This is a genomic window from Paenirhodobacter sp. YD-8 (genome assembly GCF_056590935.1).
This window is the reverse complement of sequence record NZ_CM152649.1, coordinates 3,338,917-3,353,788: the sequence shown is the minus strand read 5'-3', so window position 1 is coordinate 3,353,788 and position 14,872 is coordinate 3,338,917. Positions and strand designations below refer to the sequence as shown.

Annotated in this window: 11 protein-coding genes and 1 tRNA gene; 10 read left to right on the top strand and 2 right to left on the bottom strand. The window is 67.3% G+C overall.

Going from position 1 to position 14,872, the window contains the following annotated elements; genetic code table 11:
- The first annotated feature begins 17 nt into the window (after positions 1-17).
- The 8 genes from AC0QTQ_RS16230 (at position 18) to AC0QTQ_RS16195 (ending at position 10,862) form a co-directional block, all read left to right on the top strand.
- On the top strand, positions 18-2,522 hold the full coding sequence (locus tag AC0QTQ_RS16230) for a hypothetical protein (RefSeq protein WP_480259253.1): 2,505 nt from the start codon (positions 18-20) through the stop codon (positions 2,520-2,522).
- Positions 2,523-2,753: 231 nt separating this feature from the next.
- A complete protein-coding gene (locus AC0QTQ_RS16225; RefSeq protein ID WP_480257418.1) occupies positions 2,754-3,713 on the top strand; it encodes a hypothetical protein in 960 nt (319 codons plus the stop codon).
- A gap of 137 nt (positions 3,714-3,850) precedes the next feature.
- Positions 3,851-5,038, top strand: a complete 1,188-nt coding sequence (locus AC0QTQ_RS16220) for a TolC family protein (protein WP_480257417.1) — start codon at positions 3,851-3,853, stop codon at positions 5,036-5,038.
- 27 nt (positions 5,039-5,065) lie between these two features.
- Positions 5,066-7,186 (top strand): type I secretion system permease/ATPase, encoded by a 2,121-nt coding sequence (locus AC0QTQ_RS16215; RefSeq protein ID WP_480257416.1) that lies wholly within the window; start codon positions 5,066-5,068, stop codon positions 7,184-7,186.
- The gene (locus AC0QTQ_RS16210) at positions 7,183-8,355 is read left to right on the top strand and encodes a beta-barrel domain-containing protein (RefSeq protein ID WP_480257414.1); all 1,173 of its coding nucleotides are present in this window, start codon (positions 7,183-7,185) and stop codon (positions 8,353-8,355) included. Before AC0QTQ_RS16215 ends, AC0QTQ_RS16210 begins: the two co-directional genes overlap by 4 nt.
- A 239-nt stretch (positions 8,356-8,594) precedes the next feature.
- The gene (locus tag AC0QTQ_RS16205) at positions 8,595-9,803 is read left to right on the top strand and encodes a type II and III secretion system protein family protein (protein ID WP_480257412.1); all 1,209 of its coding nucleotides are present in this window, start codon (positions 8,595-8,597) and stop codon (positions 9,801-9,803) included.
- Positions 9,804-9,807: 4 nt separating this feature from the next.
- Complete coding sequence (locus AC0QTQ_RS16200; RefSeq protein ID WP_480257411.1) at positions 9,808-10,410, top strand: hypothetical protein; 603 nt, start codon at positions 9,808-9,810, stop codon at positions 10,408-10,410.
- Entirely contained in the window at positions 10,410-10,862 is a 453-nt protein-coding gene (locus AC0QTQ_RS16195) for a TadE/TadG family type IV pilus assembly protein (RefSeq protein WP_480257410.1), read from the top strand. The genes AC0QTQ_RS16200 and AC0QTQ_RS16195 overlap by 1 nt, the downstream gene beginning before the upstream one ends.
- Before the next feature lie 4 nt (positions 10,863-10,866).
- Here the strand turns inward: AC0QTQ_RS16195 and AC0QTQ_RS16190 are convergent, their stop codons facing one another.
- Entirely contained in the window at positions 10,867-12,417 is a 1,551-nt protein-coding gene (locus AC0QTQ_RS16190) for a Tad domain-containing protein (RefSeq protein ID WP_480257409.1), read from the bottom strand.
- Positions 12,418-12,706: 289 nt separating this feature from the next.
- Between AC0QTQ_RS16190 and AC0QTQ_RS16185 the strand changes: the two genes are divergently transcribed.
- Complete coding sequence (locus AC0QTQ_RS16185; RefSeq protein ID WP_480257406.1) at positions 12,707-13,264, top strand: fasciclin domain-containing protein; 558 nt, start codon at positions 12,707-12,709, stop codon at positions 13,262-13,264.
- 227 nt (positions 13,265-13,491) lie between these two features.
- On the opposite strand, the gene AC0QTQ_RS16180 is transcribed toward AC0QTQ_RS16185, so the two are convergent.
- Positions 13,492-13,566, bottom strand: a tRNA-Gln gene (locus tag AC0QTQ_RS16180).
- Between the two features lie 96 nt (positions 13,567-13,662).
- On the opposite strand from AC0QTQ_RS16180, the gene AC0QTQ_RS16175 reads away from it, so the two are divergent.
- Positions 13,663-14,847 carry a BaiN/RdsA family NAD(P)/FAD-dependent oxidoreductase gene (locus AC0QTQ_RS16175; protein ID WP_480257405.1) on the top strand — a complete coding sequence of 395 codons (1,185 nt, stop codon included), beginning with the start codon at positions 13,663-13,665 and terminating at the stop codon, positions 14,845-14,847.
- Positions 14,848-14,872: the final 25 nt, after the last annotated feature.

Genomic DNA, 14,872 nt, shown 5'->3' with positions numbered 1-14,872 from the left:
ACACCGTCGGTGACGTGGTGAGCGACGCCGGGAATCTGGTGGGCGATCTTGTCGACAACGTCGGCGGCACGGTTGGCGACCTGGTCGACGACCTCACGGGGGGTGGCACCACCGGTCTGCTTGACGGTCTGATTGCCGACGGCGGTCTTCTGGGCGATCTGACGGGGAACTCGGGGCTGCTGGGCGACATCACGGGCTCGGATGGCCTTCTCGGTGGGCTCATCGGCGATGATGGCCTGCTCGGGGCGGTGACCGGTTCGGACGGCCTCGTGGGCGATCTGCTCGGCGCGGGTCTGCTGGGCGACGGCGCCACCGGCAACGGCGTGACGGACGCGGTGACCGGACTGGTCGATAACCTCGGCACCGCTCTTGGCGGCGTGACCGGCGATCTCGGCTCGACGGTCGACAACCTGCTCGGCAATGTCACCGATGTTGTCGGCGAGCTGACGGGTTCCGTTGACGGCCTCCTGGGCGGCGCCGTCGGTGGTTCGGATGGCTTGCTCGGCGGTCTGCTTGGTGGCTCCGACGGCCTGCTTGGCGGGGTGAGCGACACGGTTGACGGCCTTCTGGGCGGTGTCCTCGGTGGTTCGGATGGCCTGCTCGGCGGTCTGCTTGGCGGCTCCGACGGCCTGCTTGGTGGGGTGACCGACACGGTTGACGGCCTTCTGGGCGGCGTCCTCGGTGGTTCGGATGGCCTTCTCGGCGGTCTGCTCGGCGGGTCGGACGGCCTGCTTGGCGGGGTGACGGATACCGTGGATGGCCTGCTCGGTGGGTCCGATGGCCTGCTTGGCGGGGTGACCGACACCGTCGATGGTCTCCTCGGCGGTTCGGATGGCCTGCTCGGCGGGGTGACCGGCACGGTTGATGGTCTGCTTGGCGGCTCGGATGGTCTGCTTGGTGGGGTGACGGACACGGTTGATGGCCTTCTGGGCGGCGTCCTTGGTGGCTCCGACGGCCTTCTCGGTGGCGTGACGGATACCGTTGGCGGCCTTCTCGGCGGCAGCGACGGGCTTCTTGACGGTCTGATTGCCGACGGCGGTCTTCTGGGCGATCTGACGGGGAACTCGGGGCTGCTGGGTGACATCACCGGTTCGGACGGCCTTCTCGGTGGGCTCATCGGCGATGATGGCCTGCTCGGGGCGGTGACCGGTTCGGAGGGCCTCGTGGGCGATCTGCTCGGCGAGGGGCTTCTGGGCGATGGCACCGCGACCGACGGCGGCCTTCTGGATGGCCTTCTCGGCGGTTCCGACGGCCTGCTCGGTGGCGTGACGGACACGGTTGACGGCCTTCTGGGCGGTGTCCTCGGTGGTTCGGATGGCCTGCTCGGCGGTTTGCTTGGTGGCTCCGACGGCCTGCTCGGCGGGGTGACCGACACGGTTGATGGCCTCCTTGGCGGCGTCCTCGGTGGTTCGGATGGCCTTCTCGGCGGTCTGCTCGGCGGGTCGGACGGCCTGCTTGGCGGGGTGACCGGCACGGTTGATGGTCTGCTTGGCGGCTCGGATGGTCTGCTTGGTGGGGTGACGGACACGGTTGATGGCCTTCTGGGCGGCGTCCTTGGTGGCTCCGACGGCCTTCTCGGTGGCGTGACGGATACCGTTGGCGGCCTTCTCGGCGGCAGCGACGGGCTTCTCGACGGTCTGATTGCCGACGGCGGTCTTCTGGGCGATCTGACGGGGAACTCGGGGCTGCTGGGTGACATCACCGGTTCGGACGGCCTTCTCGGTGGGCTCATCGGCGATGATGGCCTGCTCGGGGCGGTGACCGGTTCGGAGGGCCTCGTTGGCGATCTGCTCGGCGAGGGGCTTCTGGGCGATGGCACCGCGACCGACGGCGGCCTTCTGGATGGCCTGCTCGGCGGTTCCGACGGCCTGCTCGGTGGCGTGACGGACACGGTTGACGGCCTTCTGGGCGGCGTCCTCGGAGGTTCGGATGGCCTTCTCGGCGGTCTGCTTGGTGGCTCCGACGGCCTGCTTGGCGGGGTGACCGACACGGTTGACGGCCTCCTTGGCGGCGTCCTCGGTGGTTCGGATGGCCTTCTCGGCGGTCTGCTCGGCGGGTCGGACGGCCTGCTTGGCGGGGTGACGGATACCGTGGACGGCCTGCTCGGTGGGTCCGATGGCCTGCTCGGCGGGGTGACCGACACCGTCGATGGTCTCCTCGGCGGCTCGGATGGCCTGCTCGGCGGTCTGCTTGGCGGCTCCGACGGCCTTCTCGGCGGGGTGACGGACACGGTTGACGGCCTGCTCGGCGGCGTCCTCGGCGGTTCGGACGGCCTGCTTGGCGGGGTGACGGATACCGTGGACGGCCTGCTCGGTGGGTCCGATGGCCTGCTCGGCGGGGTGACCGACACCGTCGATGGTCTCCTCGGCGGCTCGGATGGCTTGCTTGGCGGTCTCCTCGGCGGGTCCGACGGCCTTCTCGGGGGGCTGCTTGGCGGGTCGGACGGTCTGCTCGGCGGCACGCTCGACACGGTGTCGGATACCCTCGACTCCCTGCTCGGTGACAACTCGCTCCTCGGCTGATCGGAGCCGGAGAGCCTCGGGGCTCTCCGCATCTGAAATTGCGCCTTCCGGTGTTTTCCGGGAGGCGCAGCTTTCTTTCGGAAAGGCCCGGGCCCGGCGTCGCTCCGGGCAGCGTGAGGGCGGTCTTGCCTGGCCTTCGTTGCCGTGGCCGGAAGTGACAGGGCTTGTTTTGATGTCCTGACAGTCGATACAACCGCCGCAGTGGCGGGGAATCAGGAGAGTAGAGGCAAAATGGCGGTCGAGATTTTTTCCGCAACCCCTTCGACGGGGGGGACTGCCCGGGCCTACGGATCGGAAATCTCCATCACGGCACCATCCGACATCTACTTCGGGAAGGGTGCCCCCGGCATTGCCTATTTCGAGAAGGCCGGCGCCGATCTGCGCGTGACGCTGCTCGATGGCCAGCAGGTTGTGCTGCGCGATTTCTTTGTGATCGGCCCGGAAGGGGATGCCAGCCGCCTTCTTGATGGCGTGGGAGGCCCGGTCGAGGTGACCGGTCTTCTGGCGCCCGAACCCTTTCAGCCCGAGACCGGCACGATCCATCCTGTCGAGGTCGATCCGGTCGACACCGGCCACGCAGATGCCGGCGCGGTGGTGACGGCGCCGGAGGCCGAGGCCGCGGCCCCCGTGCAGGCCGAAGCTGCCCCGGCCGGGGCGGAGGCTGCGGACGGCACCGGCGGCTGGTCCTTTGGCGGGGTGGGGCTGGACAGGCTTGCCTTCTCGACCGCGCTCGGCGCGATCCTGGGCGAGATCATCGTCTCGGATGATGGCGGTGGCAAATCGTCACATGCGGATGCCGCGTCGCCCGCCGACGCGCCCGCAGCGGACACGGCAGACGCAAGCGCCGTGACGGATGAGGTCCATGCCGATGACGCCGCGACCACCTCCGACACCGCGACGGATCCCGCTGCTCTTGTCGCTGACCTCATCAGCAGCGATACCCCCTCGATCGACATCGCCGCGCTGATGTCCTTCGACAGCGGGACGGCGGTTGCGGATGCCGCGGCCTCGGACAGTTCGGGCGCGGAGGCGGCGGGCTCCGACAGCGGTCTCGCGGGCGGCATGTTCGACAGCGCCAGCGAGCTCAGCGGCACGGACGCCGACAGCGCGGCGACCACCGCGTCGCTGCCCGACAGTGACACCACGCTCGCGGATCTGATGCAGGGGAGCGACGATGTCCATGGCGCGTAAGAGCCCGGCCGGCCGGCACCTGCCCGTGTCACCGGGTCGTCCCTCTGATGCGGGGGATCATTGAGACAATGAGACGGCTTTCCCTTCTGGCCGGAAGCATTGCCTGCCTTGCTCTTTTTGCGACGGACTGCGCGGCGATGAGCTATCGCGAGGCGCTCCGGGCGGCGACCGAATACGACGCGAGCGTCTCGGCCCTGCGCAAGAAGGTGTCCCGCGCCACGACCGACATCGCGGCGGCGAAGGATGCGTGGCTGCCCTCGGTCAGCTTCGCGGCCGAGACCAACTCCACCTCCACCGGCGGCCCGAAGGCGCTGGTGACATTGTCGCAGGTGCTGTTCGACTGGGGACGGATCCGCAGCACGGTCGGCATCGCCTCCTATGACCGGGTGAAGGCCGTCGCCAAGCTGAAGAGCGCGGTCGAGGAGCTGGCCTACAACATCGCGCTGCAGTTCCTGACTGTCGAGACGATGGACCGCAAGCTGGCCTGCACCGAGCAATACGCGACCTTCGCGCGCCGGATCGCCAAGTATTCGCAGGACCGCGTCGACGCCGGCCTTGCCGATTCTGCCGAGATCGCCCGGGCACGGCTCGAGATCGCCCGCGCCGAGGATCAGCTGGCACAGATCCAGGCCGACCGGCAGATGGCGCTGGCTCAGATCGAGTATCTCGTGGGGCGGCCGCCGGACCGGGTCGATCCGCTGCCCGATCTCGGCTTTGCCAAGCTCTACAGCAACAGCGCGGCGATCATCTCGGCGGTCATCGTGGCCCCCGATTATGTCTCTGCCAAGGCTGATGTGAGCATCGCCGAGAAGGGGGTCGACAAGGCCAAGGCCTCGCGTCTGCCGACGATCTCGATCCAGGCGCAGGGCCGGCAGGCGCTGAATGGCGAACGCGGGCAAAGCGGGTCGATCGGCATCGCGGCCTCGATGGACCTCGATGCCGGCAATTTCCGCGGCCGTGCGATCAAGGGGGCGGAGCAGGATCTCGACGCGGCGAAATCGAGTCTGCTGTCGACCGAGCGCGATCTGCAGAACAAGGTCCGCGCCTCGGTGCAGCAGATTGTGGTGTTGCAGCAGACCGGGGTCGCACAGGAAAACCAGCTGGCGCAGGCCGACAAGGTGCTCGAGGCCTATGAACAGCAGTTCGTGGCCGGCAAGCGCGAGCTTGTCGACCTGCTGACCACCGGGCGCGACCATTACGACGCGCAGGTCAGCTCCATCGACACTTTCAGCACGCTGAAGCAGACGGAATATGAAGCCGCCCAGTCGATCGGGGTCCTGGGATCGCTTGTCGTCGCGGCGGGCGGGCAACAGCGGGTGAAGTGAGATGACGCATCGAGGGGCGGTTTCGCGATGACTGGACAGAGCACGACCGACCCCTTCGTCGTTGGACTGATGGAACTGTGCCGGCTCAACGGCATTCAGGTTCCGCCCGAGCGGCTGAGCGACGGGCTTGTCAACGCGGACGGGCGCCTGCCGCATGACCATGCGGCCATCGCGTTGCGCCGGGCGAACATGAGCTGCCGGATCAGCACGCGGGCGCTTGGCGACATTTCCGCGGCCTCCATGCCGGCGTTGCTGTTCCTGCACGACGGGCAATATGTCGTGCTGGAATGGGTGGGCGAGGGGCGCTGCACGCTGGTCCATCCCGAGACCGGCGGCGGACGCGAGGACTGCGCGCTTGCCGCTCTGGAGGCGCGCTATGCCGGCAAGGCCCTGTTCGCGCGGCCGATCGACGTCGTGTCCGACCGGCTCGGCGAGACCGTCGGGGACAAGCGGCACTGGATCATCGGCCCCGTCCTCGACAACCTCCGGATCTATCGCGACGTGGTCCTTGCGGCCCTCATGGCGAACCTGCTGGCGATCGGCTCGTCGCTGTTCTCGATGCAGGTCTATGACCGCGTCGTGCCGAGCGGTGCCTTCGACACCCTGTGGATTCTGGCGAGCGGTGTGGGTCTTGCGATCTGCCTCGAATTCGTGTTGCGGATCATGCGCGCGCGGCTGGTCGACGTGACCGGGCGCGATCTCGACCTGCGGCTGTCGTCGCAGCTGTTCGAGCAGGTGACCAACCTGCATCTGTCGCAGCAGCCCAAATCGACCGGCGTCTTCGCCAATCAGGTACGCGACTTCGCGGTGGTACGGGAATTCTTCACCTCGAGCACGGTCGCGGCATTCTCGGACCTGCCCTTCACCCTGATCTTCATCGCCATCATCGCCCTCATTGGCGGGCCGGTGGCGCTGGTGACGCTGTGCGCCTCGATCGCCATCGTGCTGCCGGGGATCGTGATGCAAAAGCACCTCGCCAAGGTCTCGCAAGAGCACACCAAGGAAAGCGCGGCGCTGAACGGCATCCTGCTCGAGGCGGTGTCGAACCTCGAGACGGTGAAGGCCGCCCGGGCCGAGAACCGGCTGCAACGCGCCTATGCACAGCTGTCGGCGACGATCGCGGGCTCGTCGATCCGCAGCCGCGAGCTGACCACGCTGATCTCGCAATTCGTCGCCTCGATCCAGCAGATCGCCTATGGCTGCGTGGTGATCGTCGGCGTCTATCGGATCAGCGAGGGGCACATGACGGTCGGTGCGCTGATCGCCTGCACGCTGCTGTCCGGCCGGGCGCTGTCGCCGATGAGCCGGGTGGCGGGGCTTCTGGCGCGCTGGCAGGGGGTGCATGCGGCGATGGAAGGGCTCGACCGGATCATGGCGATGCCCGTCGAGCGCCCCTCCGACCGGCAATACCTGCGCGCACCGCATTTCGCCGGTGCCTACCGGATGCAGGACGTCACCTTCGCGCATGAGAAGGACAGCCCGCCCGAGCTGACGATCGCCGGGCTCGAGATCGCCGCCGGCGAACATGCCGCGCTGATCGGGGCGAATGGCGCGGGCAAGTCGACGCTGCTGCGGATGCTGGCGGGGTTCACCAATCCGACCACCGGCAGCCTGCTGATCGACAACCTGTCGCTCAGCCAGATCGACCCGATCGACCGGCGCCGCCAGATCGGCTATCTGCCGCAATCCGTCGCGCTGTTTCAGGGGACGCTGCGTGACAACCTGTTGCTCGACCGTGGCCTGCATTCCGATGACGAGCTGATGGCGGCGCTCGATGCGGTGGGGCTTGGCGCCTATGTGCGGCGCCATGTGCGCGGCCTCGATCTGCGCATCCACAGCAACGCCAATGTCTCGGGCGGGCAGCGCCAGGCGATCGGCCTTGCGCGCGTGCTGCTGCAAGATCCGCGGATCGTGCTGCTGGACGAGCCGACGGCGGCTTTCGACCAGATCACCGAAAAGCATGTCATCACCTATCTGCACGAATGGCTCGGTTCGCGCACCGCGATCATCGCCACCCACAAGCGCGAGGTTCTGGCCCTGGCCGATACCGCGCTGGTCCTCAAGGACGGGGGCATCGCCTATCACGGGCCGCTTGGTCAGGTCATCGATCTCAGCGCCCATGCCAACGGGATCAAGACGGTCAAATGAGCAGCCTGTCCACGGATACTCCCAGCTTCGCCGACGGCTCGCGCCGGTTGCAGGCGGTGCAGGTCGCGCGGCAGACGATCTGGGTGATCGCCGCAACGGTGGTGATCGCGCTGATCTGGTCGGCGCTGGCGCGGGTCGATGACATCACGCGGGGCGAGGGGCGCGTTGTGCCGCTGCGCCGCCAGCAGACGATCCAGAGCCTCGAGGGCGGGATCATCTCGGAGCTGCAGGTGCGCGAGGGCGATACCGTCCAGCCCGGGCAGATCCTGGTGAAGATGGACCCGACGCAGTTCCGCTCGGCCTATCTGCAGGCGAAATCCGAGATGGAGGTTCTGGCCGCCGAGGTGCAGCGGCTGGAGGCCGAGGTTCTCGAGAAGGAGGATGTCGGTTTTCTCGAGCCGATGACCGAGATCCAGGCGACCGAGGAACGGCTGTTCCGGGCGCGCCGGACCAAGCTGCTCGAGTCCATCGCCTCGGTCAACAGCCAGATCGAGCCGATCCAGACGCAGATCGACCTGACCGCGCCGCTGGCCAAGCGGGGGGCCGTCAGCCAGGTCGACCTGCTGAAGCTGCAGCAGCAGAAGACCACCCTCGAGGGCAAGATCACCGAGCTGCGCAACGTCTATGTGCAGGACGCCTACAGCGAACTTGCGGATACCAAGGCGAAGCTCCTGTCCTTGCAGCAGAGCATCGTGCAGAAGAAGGACCAGCTCGAGCGGACGGATCTGCGCTCGCCGGTGGCGGGGCGGGTGAACAATGTCAATATCACCACGCTCGGCGGTGTCGTGCAGCCCGGCGAGGCGATCATGGAAGTGACGCCGATCGACGACCAGTTGCTGATCGAGGCCCATGTCGCGCCGCGCGACGTCGCCTTCATCGCACCGGGCATGCCGGCGAGCGTGAAGATCACGGCCTATGATTTCTCGGTCTACGGTGATCTCAAGGGCACGGTCGAACAGATCAGCGACGACACCGTCGAGGCTGATGGTGCAGACGGAAAGCAAAGCTTCTACAAGGTGATGGTGAAAACCGACCGGGCATATCTCGAACGGCATGGGGAGCGGTATCCGATCCGTCCGGGCATGATTGCCGAGGTCGACATCCAGACTGGCCGCCGGTCGGTGCTGAGCTATCTGCTCCGTCCGCTGATCCGGGCGCAGCTGCGATGAGTGTGAGGTCGGCGCATGGGCCGGTCAGCGTTGATGAGTCCGATTGTTTCTCCATTTCTTTGAAAGCGGCCCTGAAAAGACTCGTGATGACCTGTTCGATCTTCCCCATCTCCCGTCCTCTGTTTCTTGTCGGCACTCTGGCGCTGTGCGGGGGGGGGCTTGCGTCGCCCGTCTTGGCGCAGAATGCCGGAGACGGTTCCGCCGCGCCGCAGATCGAGACCGGAGCGCCGACACAGCACATGTCGATCCGGCTCAAGGTCGGAGAGGCCAAGTTCATTCGCCTGACCGAGCCCGCGAGTGCGGTCTTCCTGTCCAGTCCGCAGGTCGCCGATGTCGACATGCAGTCCGCGCAATATGTCTATGTCGTCGGCAAGGGGATCGGTTCGTCGGATCTGTTCGTGCTGGGGGCGGATAACCGGGCCCTGATCGAGGCCAAGGTCGAGGTCGACATCGATCTCGGGCGGTTGCAATCCGCGGTGAGCCAGGCGGTGCCGGGCAGCGCGATCAGACTGTCGACCGCCGACGGCGCGATCTTCGTCAACGGGACGGTCGAGAGCGACACCGATGCGCAGGCGGCCGAGAACGTCGTGGCCAAGCTGGCCGGCGAGGCCGCCGTGGTGGTCAACAATCTCAAGCTGACGACGCCGCCGCAGGTCAACCTGCAGGTCACCATCGCCGAGGTCTCGCGCAGCATCGAGCAGGATCTCGGGTTCTCCATCTCGGGCAATTCGAAGAACCGCAGCCTCAGCTCGCCGGCCTCGACGATCGCGGGGTATTCGGTCTCGGCCAGCATGGGCAACAACCTCGGGCTGGTGATGGATGCGCTGTCGCGCTCGGGCCTTGCCACCATCCTGTCGGAACCGAATCTGACCGCGCGCTCGGGCGAGCAGGCAACCTTCCTGGCCGGCGGGCGCATTCCCTATCGCGTCGGCGCAACGCAGGATGACACGCGAATCGAGTTCCAGCCGATCGGGGTCGAGCTGACCTTCACCCCGACCGTCTACGACAAGGATCAGATCCACATTCAGCTCGACACCAAGGTGCGCTCGATCGACGAGGCGCAGTCGACCACCGACGGCAAGGTGATCGCCGAACGCTCCGCCTCGACGGCGGTCGAGCTTGGCAGCGGTCAGAGCTTCGCCATCGCCGGGATGTTCCGGTCCGACCGGCAGCAGTCGCTGACCGAGTTCCCGGGGCTTGCGAAGCTGCCGATCATCGGCGCGCTGTTCCGCTCCTCGGCCTTCCAGCGCGGCGAGACCGAGCTTGTCATCATCGTGACCCCCTATGTCGTCCGCCCGACGGCCCGCAATCAGCTGAAAACCCCGCTGGACGGGGCTGCGCTGGCGCCGAACGGGGTGCAGCAGATGCTGACCGGCCAGATGGTGCGGCCCGATGCGGCGACGGGAGGGCGGCCCCGCAGTCAGGCCGGCTTCCTCATCAACAGGTGATGCCATGATCCTTCCGACTTTCGACCGTTCCCTCGTTGCCGCCGGTCTGGCCCTGGTGCTGCTTTCGGGCTGCGAGGGCGAGCCGGTGCAGACCGTGCAGGGCCGGCTTTCGCCCGAGATCGTCAGCGCCCATGTCAGCTATTCCTTCGGCCAGTGTTCGGCCCGGATCCCCACGGCCGACCAGAAGCGCATCCGCGCCTTCATCGGCTCGGCCGAGGCGGCCCATGCCGGTGCCGTCATCGTCACCGTGCCGCGCGGCTGCTCGGCCGGGCAGGACGAGGCGCGGGCCTCGGCCGTGCGCAAGCTGATCGGCAGCCGCATTCCGCGCGTCGATCTGCGCATGCCCGGTCCCTCCGACGCGCCGGGCAGCACCGGCATCGTGCGGATGATCCAGATCGACGCGATCGAGGTCGACCAGTCCGGCTGCTTCCCCGGCGCCGGCTGCACCGTCGCCAACAATCTGGCGGCGCAGACGGCCTATCCGGACGAGCTTCTCTATCCCTCGGGGACGGCGCGCCCGACCTATCACGTGCCGCCGCCGCCGCAGACCGCCCCCACGCAGGGCGTCGGCAGCGACAGCACCACCACGATGTCCGGGGCAAGCTGATGCGGGGCCGGCCTTTCGGGAGATTCGCGGACCGGCTGCGCGCCGAGGCGGGGGCGGTGACCGTCGAGTTCGTCGTCATCTTCCCGGCATTTCTGCTGATGCTGGCGCTGATCGCCTTCGTTAGCCTGCTGATCGCCTCGCAAAGCGAGGTGCAGCAGGTTGCCTTCGAGCTGGCGCGCAAGGGGTTTTCCCTGGTCGGGCAGAATTACCAGGGCGACATCTGTCTCAAGCTCGGGCAGGACTATCTGTCTGCGCTTGCCGAAAACAGCCTGACGCTCTCGGCGGCGAAGTTCGAGCCGCTCGCCGCCTGCCCGAACCAGCCCGCCGCCTCGGGGCTGCTGACGATCAGCGTGACCTACGATCTGGCGGGCGGCGCGGCATCGCAATTCTCGCAGATGCTGGGGGTCAACCTCGGCCAGATCACCCGCTCCGCCTCGGTCATCGTCCGCTGAGCCGTCACTGCACCAGCTGCGACGAGCAGCTGTAATCGCTGACGACCAGCTCGGCCGGGGCGATCTCGATGCCGAGGGCGTTGAGAAGGTCATCGACCAGACTGTCGAGGAACGTTCCGGAGATCAGCGAGGTCAGCCCGCTGATGACGCTGTTGACGAGATCGAGCAGACAGCCGAGCCCGAGGAGGCCGCACTGGTTCCGGTCGGTCCTGAGGCTGCTGCTGAGATTGCCGAGCAGGCCAGAGACGAAGGAGGTCAGCCCCGAAATCCGGATCGGCGTCTCCAGCATGACGCTCTCCCCGAGCGAGCCGAGCGGCACCGCCACCCTCTGCAGGCCGCCGAACAGCGAGATGCTGTCGCTGTCGCTTGTCGTGCTGCCGTTCAGGATGCCCGGAACGGTCAGACTGAGGTCGAGGACGACCGGCGCGGTCTGCACGTCGAAGGTCGCAAGCGTGTCGCTCGGTGCACGGGCCGCGCAATTGAGGCTCGTTGCCGTCGCGGTGGCTTGTGCGCCGGCGAGGCCGATGTCTAGCTTGATATAGGACAGGAGCTCGGCCTGCAGCTTCAGCGAAAGCTGGCTGACCGTGGCGGTGAGGGGCGGAATGTCGTCGATGAATCCGGCGGCCATGACCGCGGAATGCACGATGCCAAGCGACAGGTTCACATCGAGCACATAGGGAATGCCGAGGCTCAGCGGCACGCTGACGAGCCCGTTGCCCAGGCTGCCGTTGAGACTGGCGGTCGCCATCAGCAGGTCGAAGGCATTCAGCGACAGGTTCGGCAGGATCTGACCGATCTCGACATCGAGGGCGGAGGGCGACAGGTTCAGGAGCGAGCCGAGGGAGAGCGTTCCGCCCGAAACCGAGGTGGTGCCGGCGGGCAGAACCCCGAGCGTCGACAGCGCCTGCACGACGAGCGGCGTGCCGATCCCGAGGTTCAGGATGTCCCGATAGTCGAGCACCTGCCCCGCGACATCGAGGCTGAGCAGACCGAGGAGCTTGTTCACGTCGACGCCGAGCCCGAGCACGCCCGAGGCGTCCAGGACGGCGGCCGAGACGTCGACGCCCAGCAGGCCGCGCAGGACGCTGTCCAGAATCGAGGCGGAGGTGTTCAGGGTCAGCAGCGAGTTGCGCAGGCTGAAGGCAATCGCCGCCCGCTGCGTCGCGATCGCGCTGCGGGTGACGGTGAGGTCCGAGGCCATCACCGGGCGCAGCAACAGCGGTGTGTAGGGCGAGGGCACGACCACCTTGACGGCATTGACCCCGCCGGAGGAATTCTGATTGGCGGCGGGGATGAAGACGCCCGAGCTGTAGCTGCCGAAGATCACATCCGAGCGCGCCAGTGTCACCGTGCCATAGGCGCCATTTGCGCTGACCACGTCTTGCGCGGTCTGCCGGGCAAGCGCGAGGTCGGGCAGCACGCGCGCCGCGCTTTGCGCCGCGAGATCGGATTGCGACTGAACGTATTTCTTCTGGGCATTGACCAGACAGATATCCGTTCCGATGCCGCCGATCAGCAGGATCGCGGGAATGAGCAGGAGCAGAAGGATCGCCATCGAGCCTTCTTCTGAGCGCCATCTGCGTATTGAGAGTTTCTTGATCACGGCAGCTTCTTCGGTTTCTGGCGGCACTGTAGGATGCGGCCTCTTCCGGTCGCAATGCCAACTTGGCGCAGGGGCTGCATTTTCGGTCGGGAAGGTGGCGGCCGGAGGCAGCTGCAGGACATACCTCTCTTGCGCATATATCAACATTAAGTTATGCAAACACAAACTAAAGTTTGTATCACATGATGATCGCGCATCAGGCTTGCCGCCGGAGCAGCCCCGAGCAGGAGGACCATCTCACATGCATTTCATTCTCAAGGCGTTCATGGCTGGCTGTCTGGTGCTGGGCTCGGCGAGCGGGGCGTCTTCAGGCAACACGCCGGTTGCGGGCGGGGCGTATTCCTATTCCGGGAACAGCGTCATGCAGATGATCGCCAGCTCGCCCGAGCATTCGACGCTGGCGGCGATGCTGCAGACGACGGGTCTGGACCAGACGCTGGCGGGCAAGGGCGTGTTCACGATCTTCGCCCCGGTCAACTCGGCGTTCACCGCGCTGCATCCGGGCATGCTTGACCAATACACGAATCCGGCGAGACGGGCCGAGCTGCACCGGTTCCTCAGCTGCCACATCCTTCTGGGCCGGGTCGATACCGACACGCTTCGACGGATGCTTGCGGTTCAGGCGGGTCCCTACATGATCAAGACCCTCGGCGGCTGCTATGTCGGGGTCGAGGTCAAGGCCGGCATGATCCAGCTGCGTGACGAGCGCGGCACCATCGTCTCCATTCTGGCGCCGGATATGAGACGCTCGAACGGAGAGGTCCAGGTGATCGACCGGGTGCTGATGCCGGGGAACTGATCCCGTCCGGCCTGACGTGCCGCCTGCGCTCTTCCGGGGCGCGGGCGGTGTGTCATTGAGGCGGCGGTTTTCCGCAAGACTGGCCGCGTTCGTGCCGCGGCCGCCTTTCCCACATGTCCTGGCCGTCGGCGAGGCCCCGTTCACCGGGGCCGGCCTCATGCTGCGCGCGGGCGGCGGCGCATGGGCTCTCGGCTTCTTCTGTCATCTCAGGATCTTGGCAGGAAGAATGGCTGGGGCGGTAGGATTCGAACCTACGGTACACGGTACCAAAAACCGTTGCCTTACCACTTGGCCACGCCCCAACGTGGGGCGTTGTTTAGCCAAGGGGGGGCAGTGCTGCAAGAAGAAAGTTCCGAATCCTGTTGCAGTCGTAACGGCCGAAGGGATAGGGCTCGGCCATGTCTGAAACCGATGTCGTCATTCTGGGAGCCGGGGCCGCCGGGCTGATGGCGGCGGGCGAATGCGCCCGTCGCGGTCGCCGCGTGACCGTGCTCGACCATGCCGCCCGCCCGGGCGAGAAGATCCGCATCTCGGGCGGCGGGCGGTGCAATTTCACCAACCGCGAGCTGAGCCGGCAAAACGCCGCCGGGCGCTTCCTGTCGGAAAACCCGCGCTTCGCGCTCTCGGCGCTGAGCCGCTTCACGCCGGCCGATTTCCTGACCCGGATCGAGCGGGCGGGCATCGCCTGGCACGAGAAGACGGCGGGGCAGCTCTTTTGCGACGGCAAGGCGACGCAGGTCGTCGACATGCTGCTCGCGGCGCTTGGGCCCGCCGAGCTGCGGCTTGGCTCCGCGGTCGAGGCGGTGCGGCGCGAGGGCGAGGGGTTCGTGGTCGACACCTCGGAGGGCCCGTTGCGCGCGGGCCGGGTGATCGTGGCGACAGGTGGCAAGTCGGTCCCGAAGATGGGGGCGACCGGCATCGGTCACCGCATCGCGGAAAGCTTCGGGTTGCGGGTGACGGAAACGCGCCCGGGCCTCGTGCCGCTGACCTTCGCCGCGCAGGATCTGGAAAAGACCGCGCCGCTCGCCGGCATCGCGGTGGCAGGGCGGGTGAGCGCGGGGCGCACGGGCTTTGACGAGGCGGTGCTCTTCACCCACCGCGGGCTGTCCGGCCCGGCGATCCTGCAGGTGTCGAACTATTGGCGCGAGGGCGAGGCGATCGTGGTCGATCTGGCGCCCGGGCGTGACATCGCCGCGGCACTGGCCGCGATGCGGGCCGAGGCGGGGCGGGTGGCGCTGCACAACGCCCTGGCGCGGCTGCTGCCCGAAAAGCTCGCGGCCTTTGCCGTGGCCGAGGCGGGGCTTGCGGGGCGTCTTGCCGATCACGGCAACCGCGCGCTCGAGCGGCTGGCGGCGCAGGTGCATCGCTGGCAGGTGCGCCCGGTGGGCTCGGAAGGCTACCGCACCGCCGAGGTGACGCTGGGCGGGGTCGCGACCGAGGCGCTCGACGCGAAGACGATGGAGGCGCGCACGGTGCCGGGTCTTTACTTCATCGGCGAGGCGGTCGACGTGACCGGCTGGCTTGGCGGCTACAACTTCCAATGGGCCTGGTCGTCGGGCTGGGCCGCGGGGCAGGTCGCCTGAGCGACCCGCCGGAACGGGCGGCGCC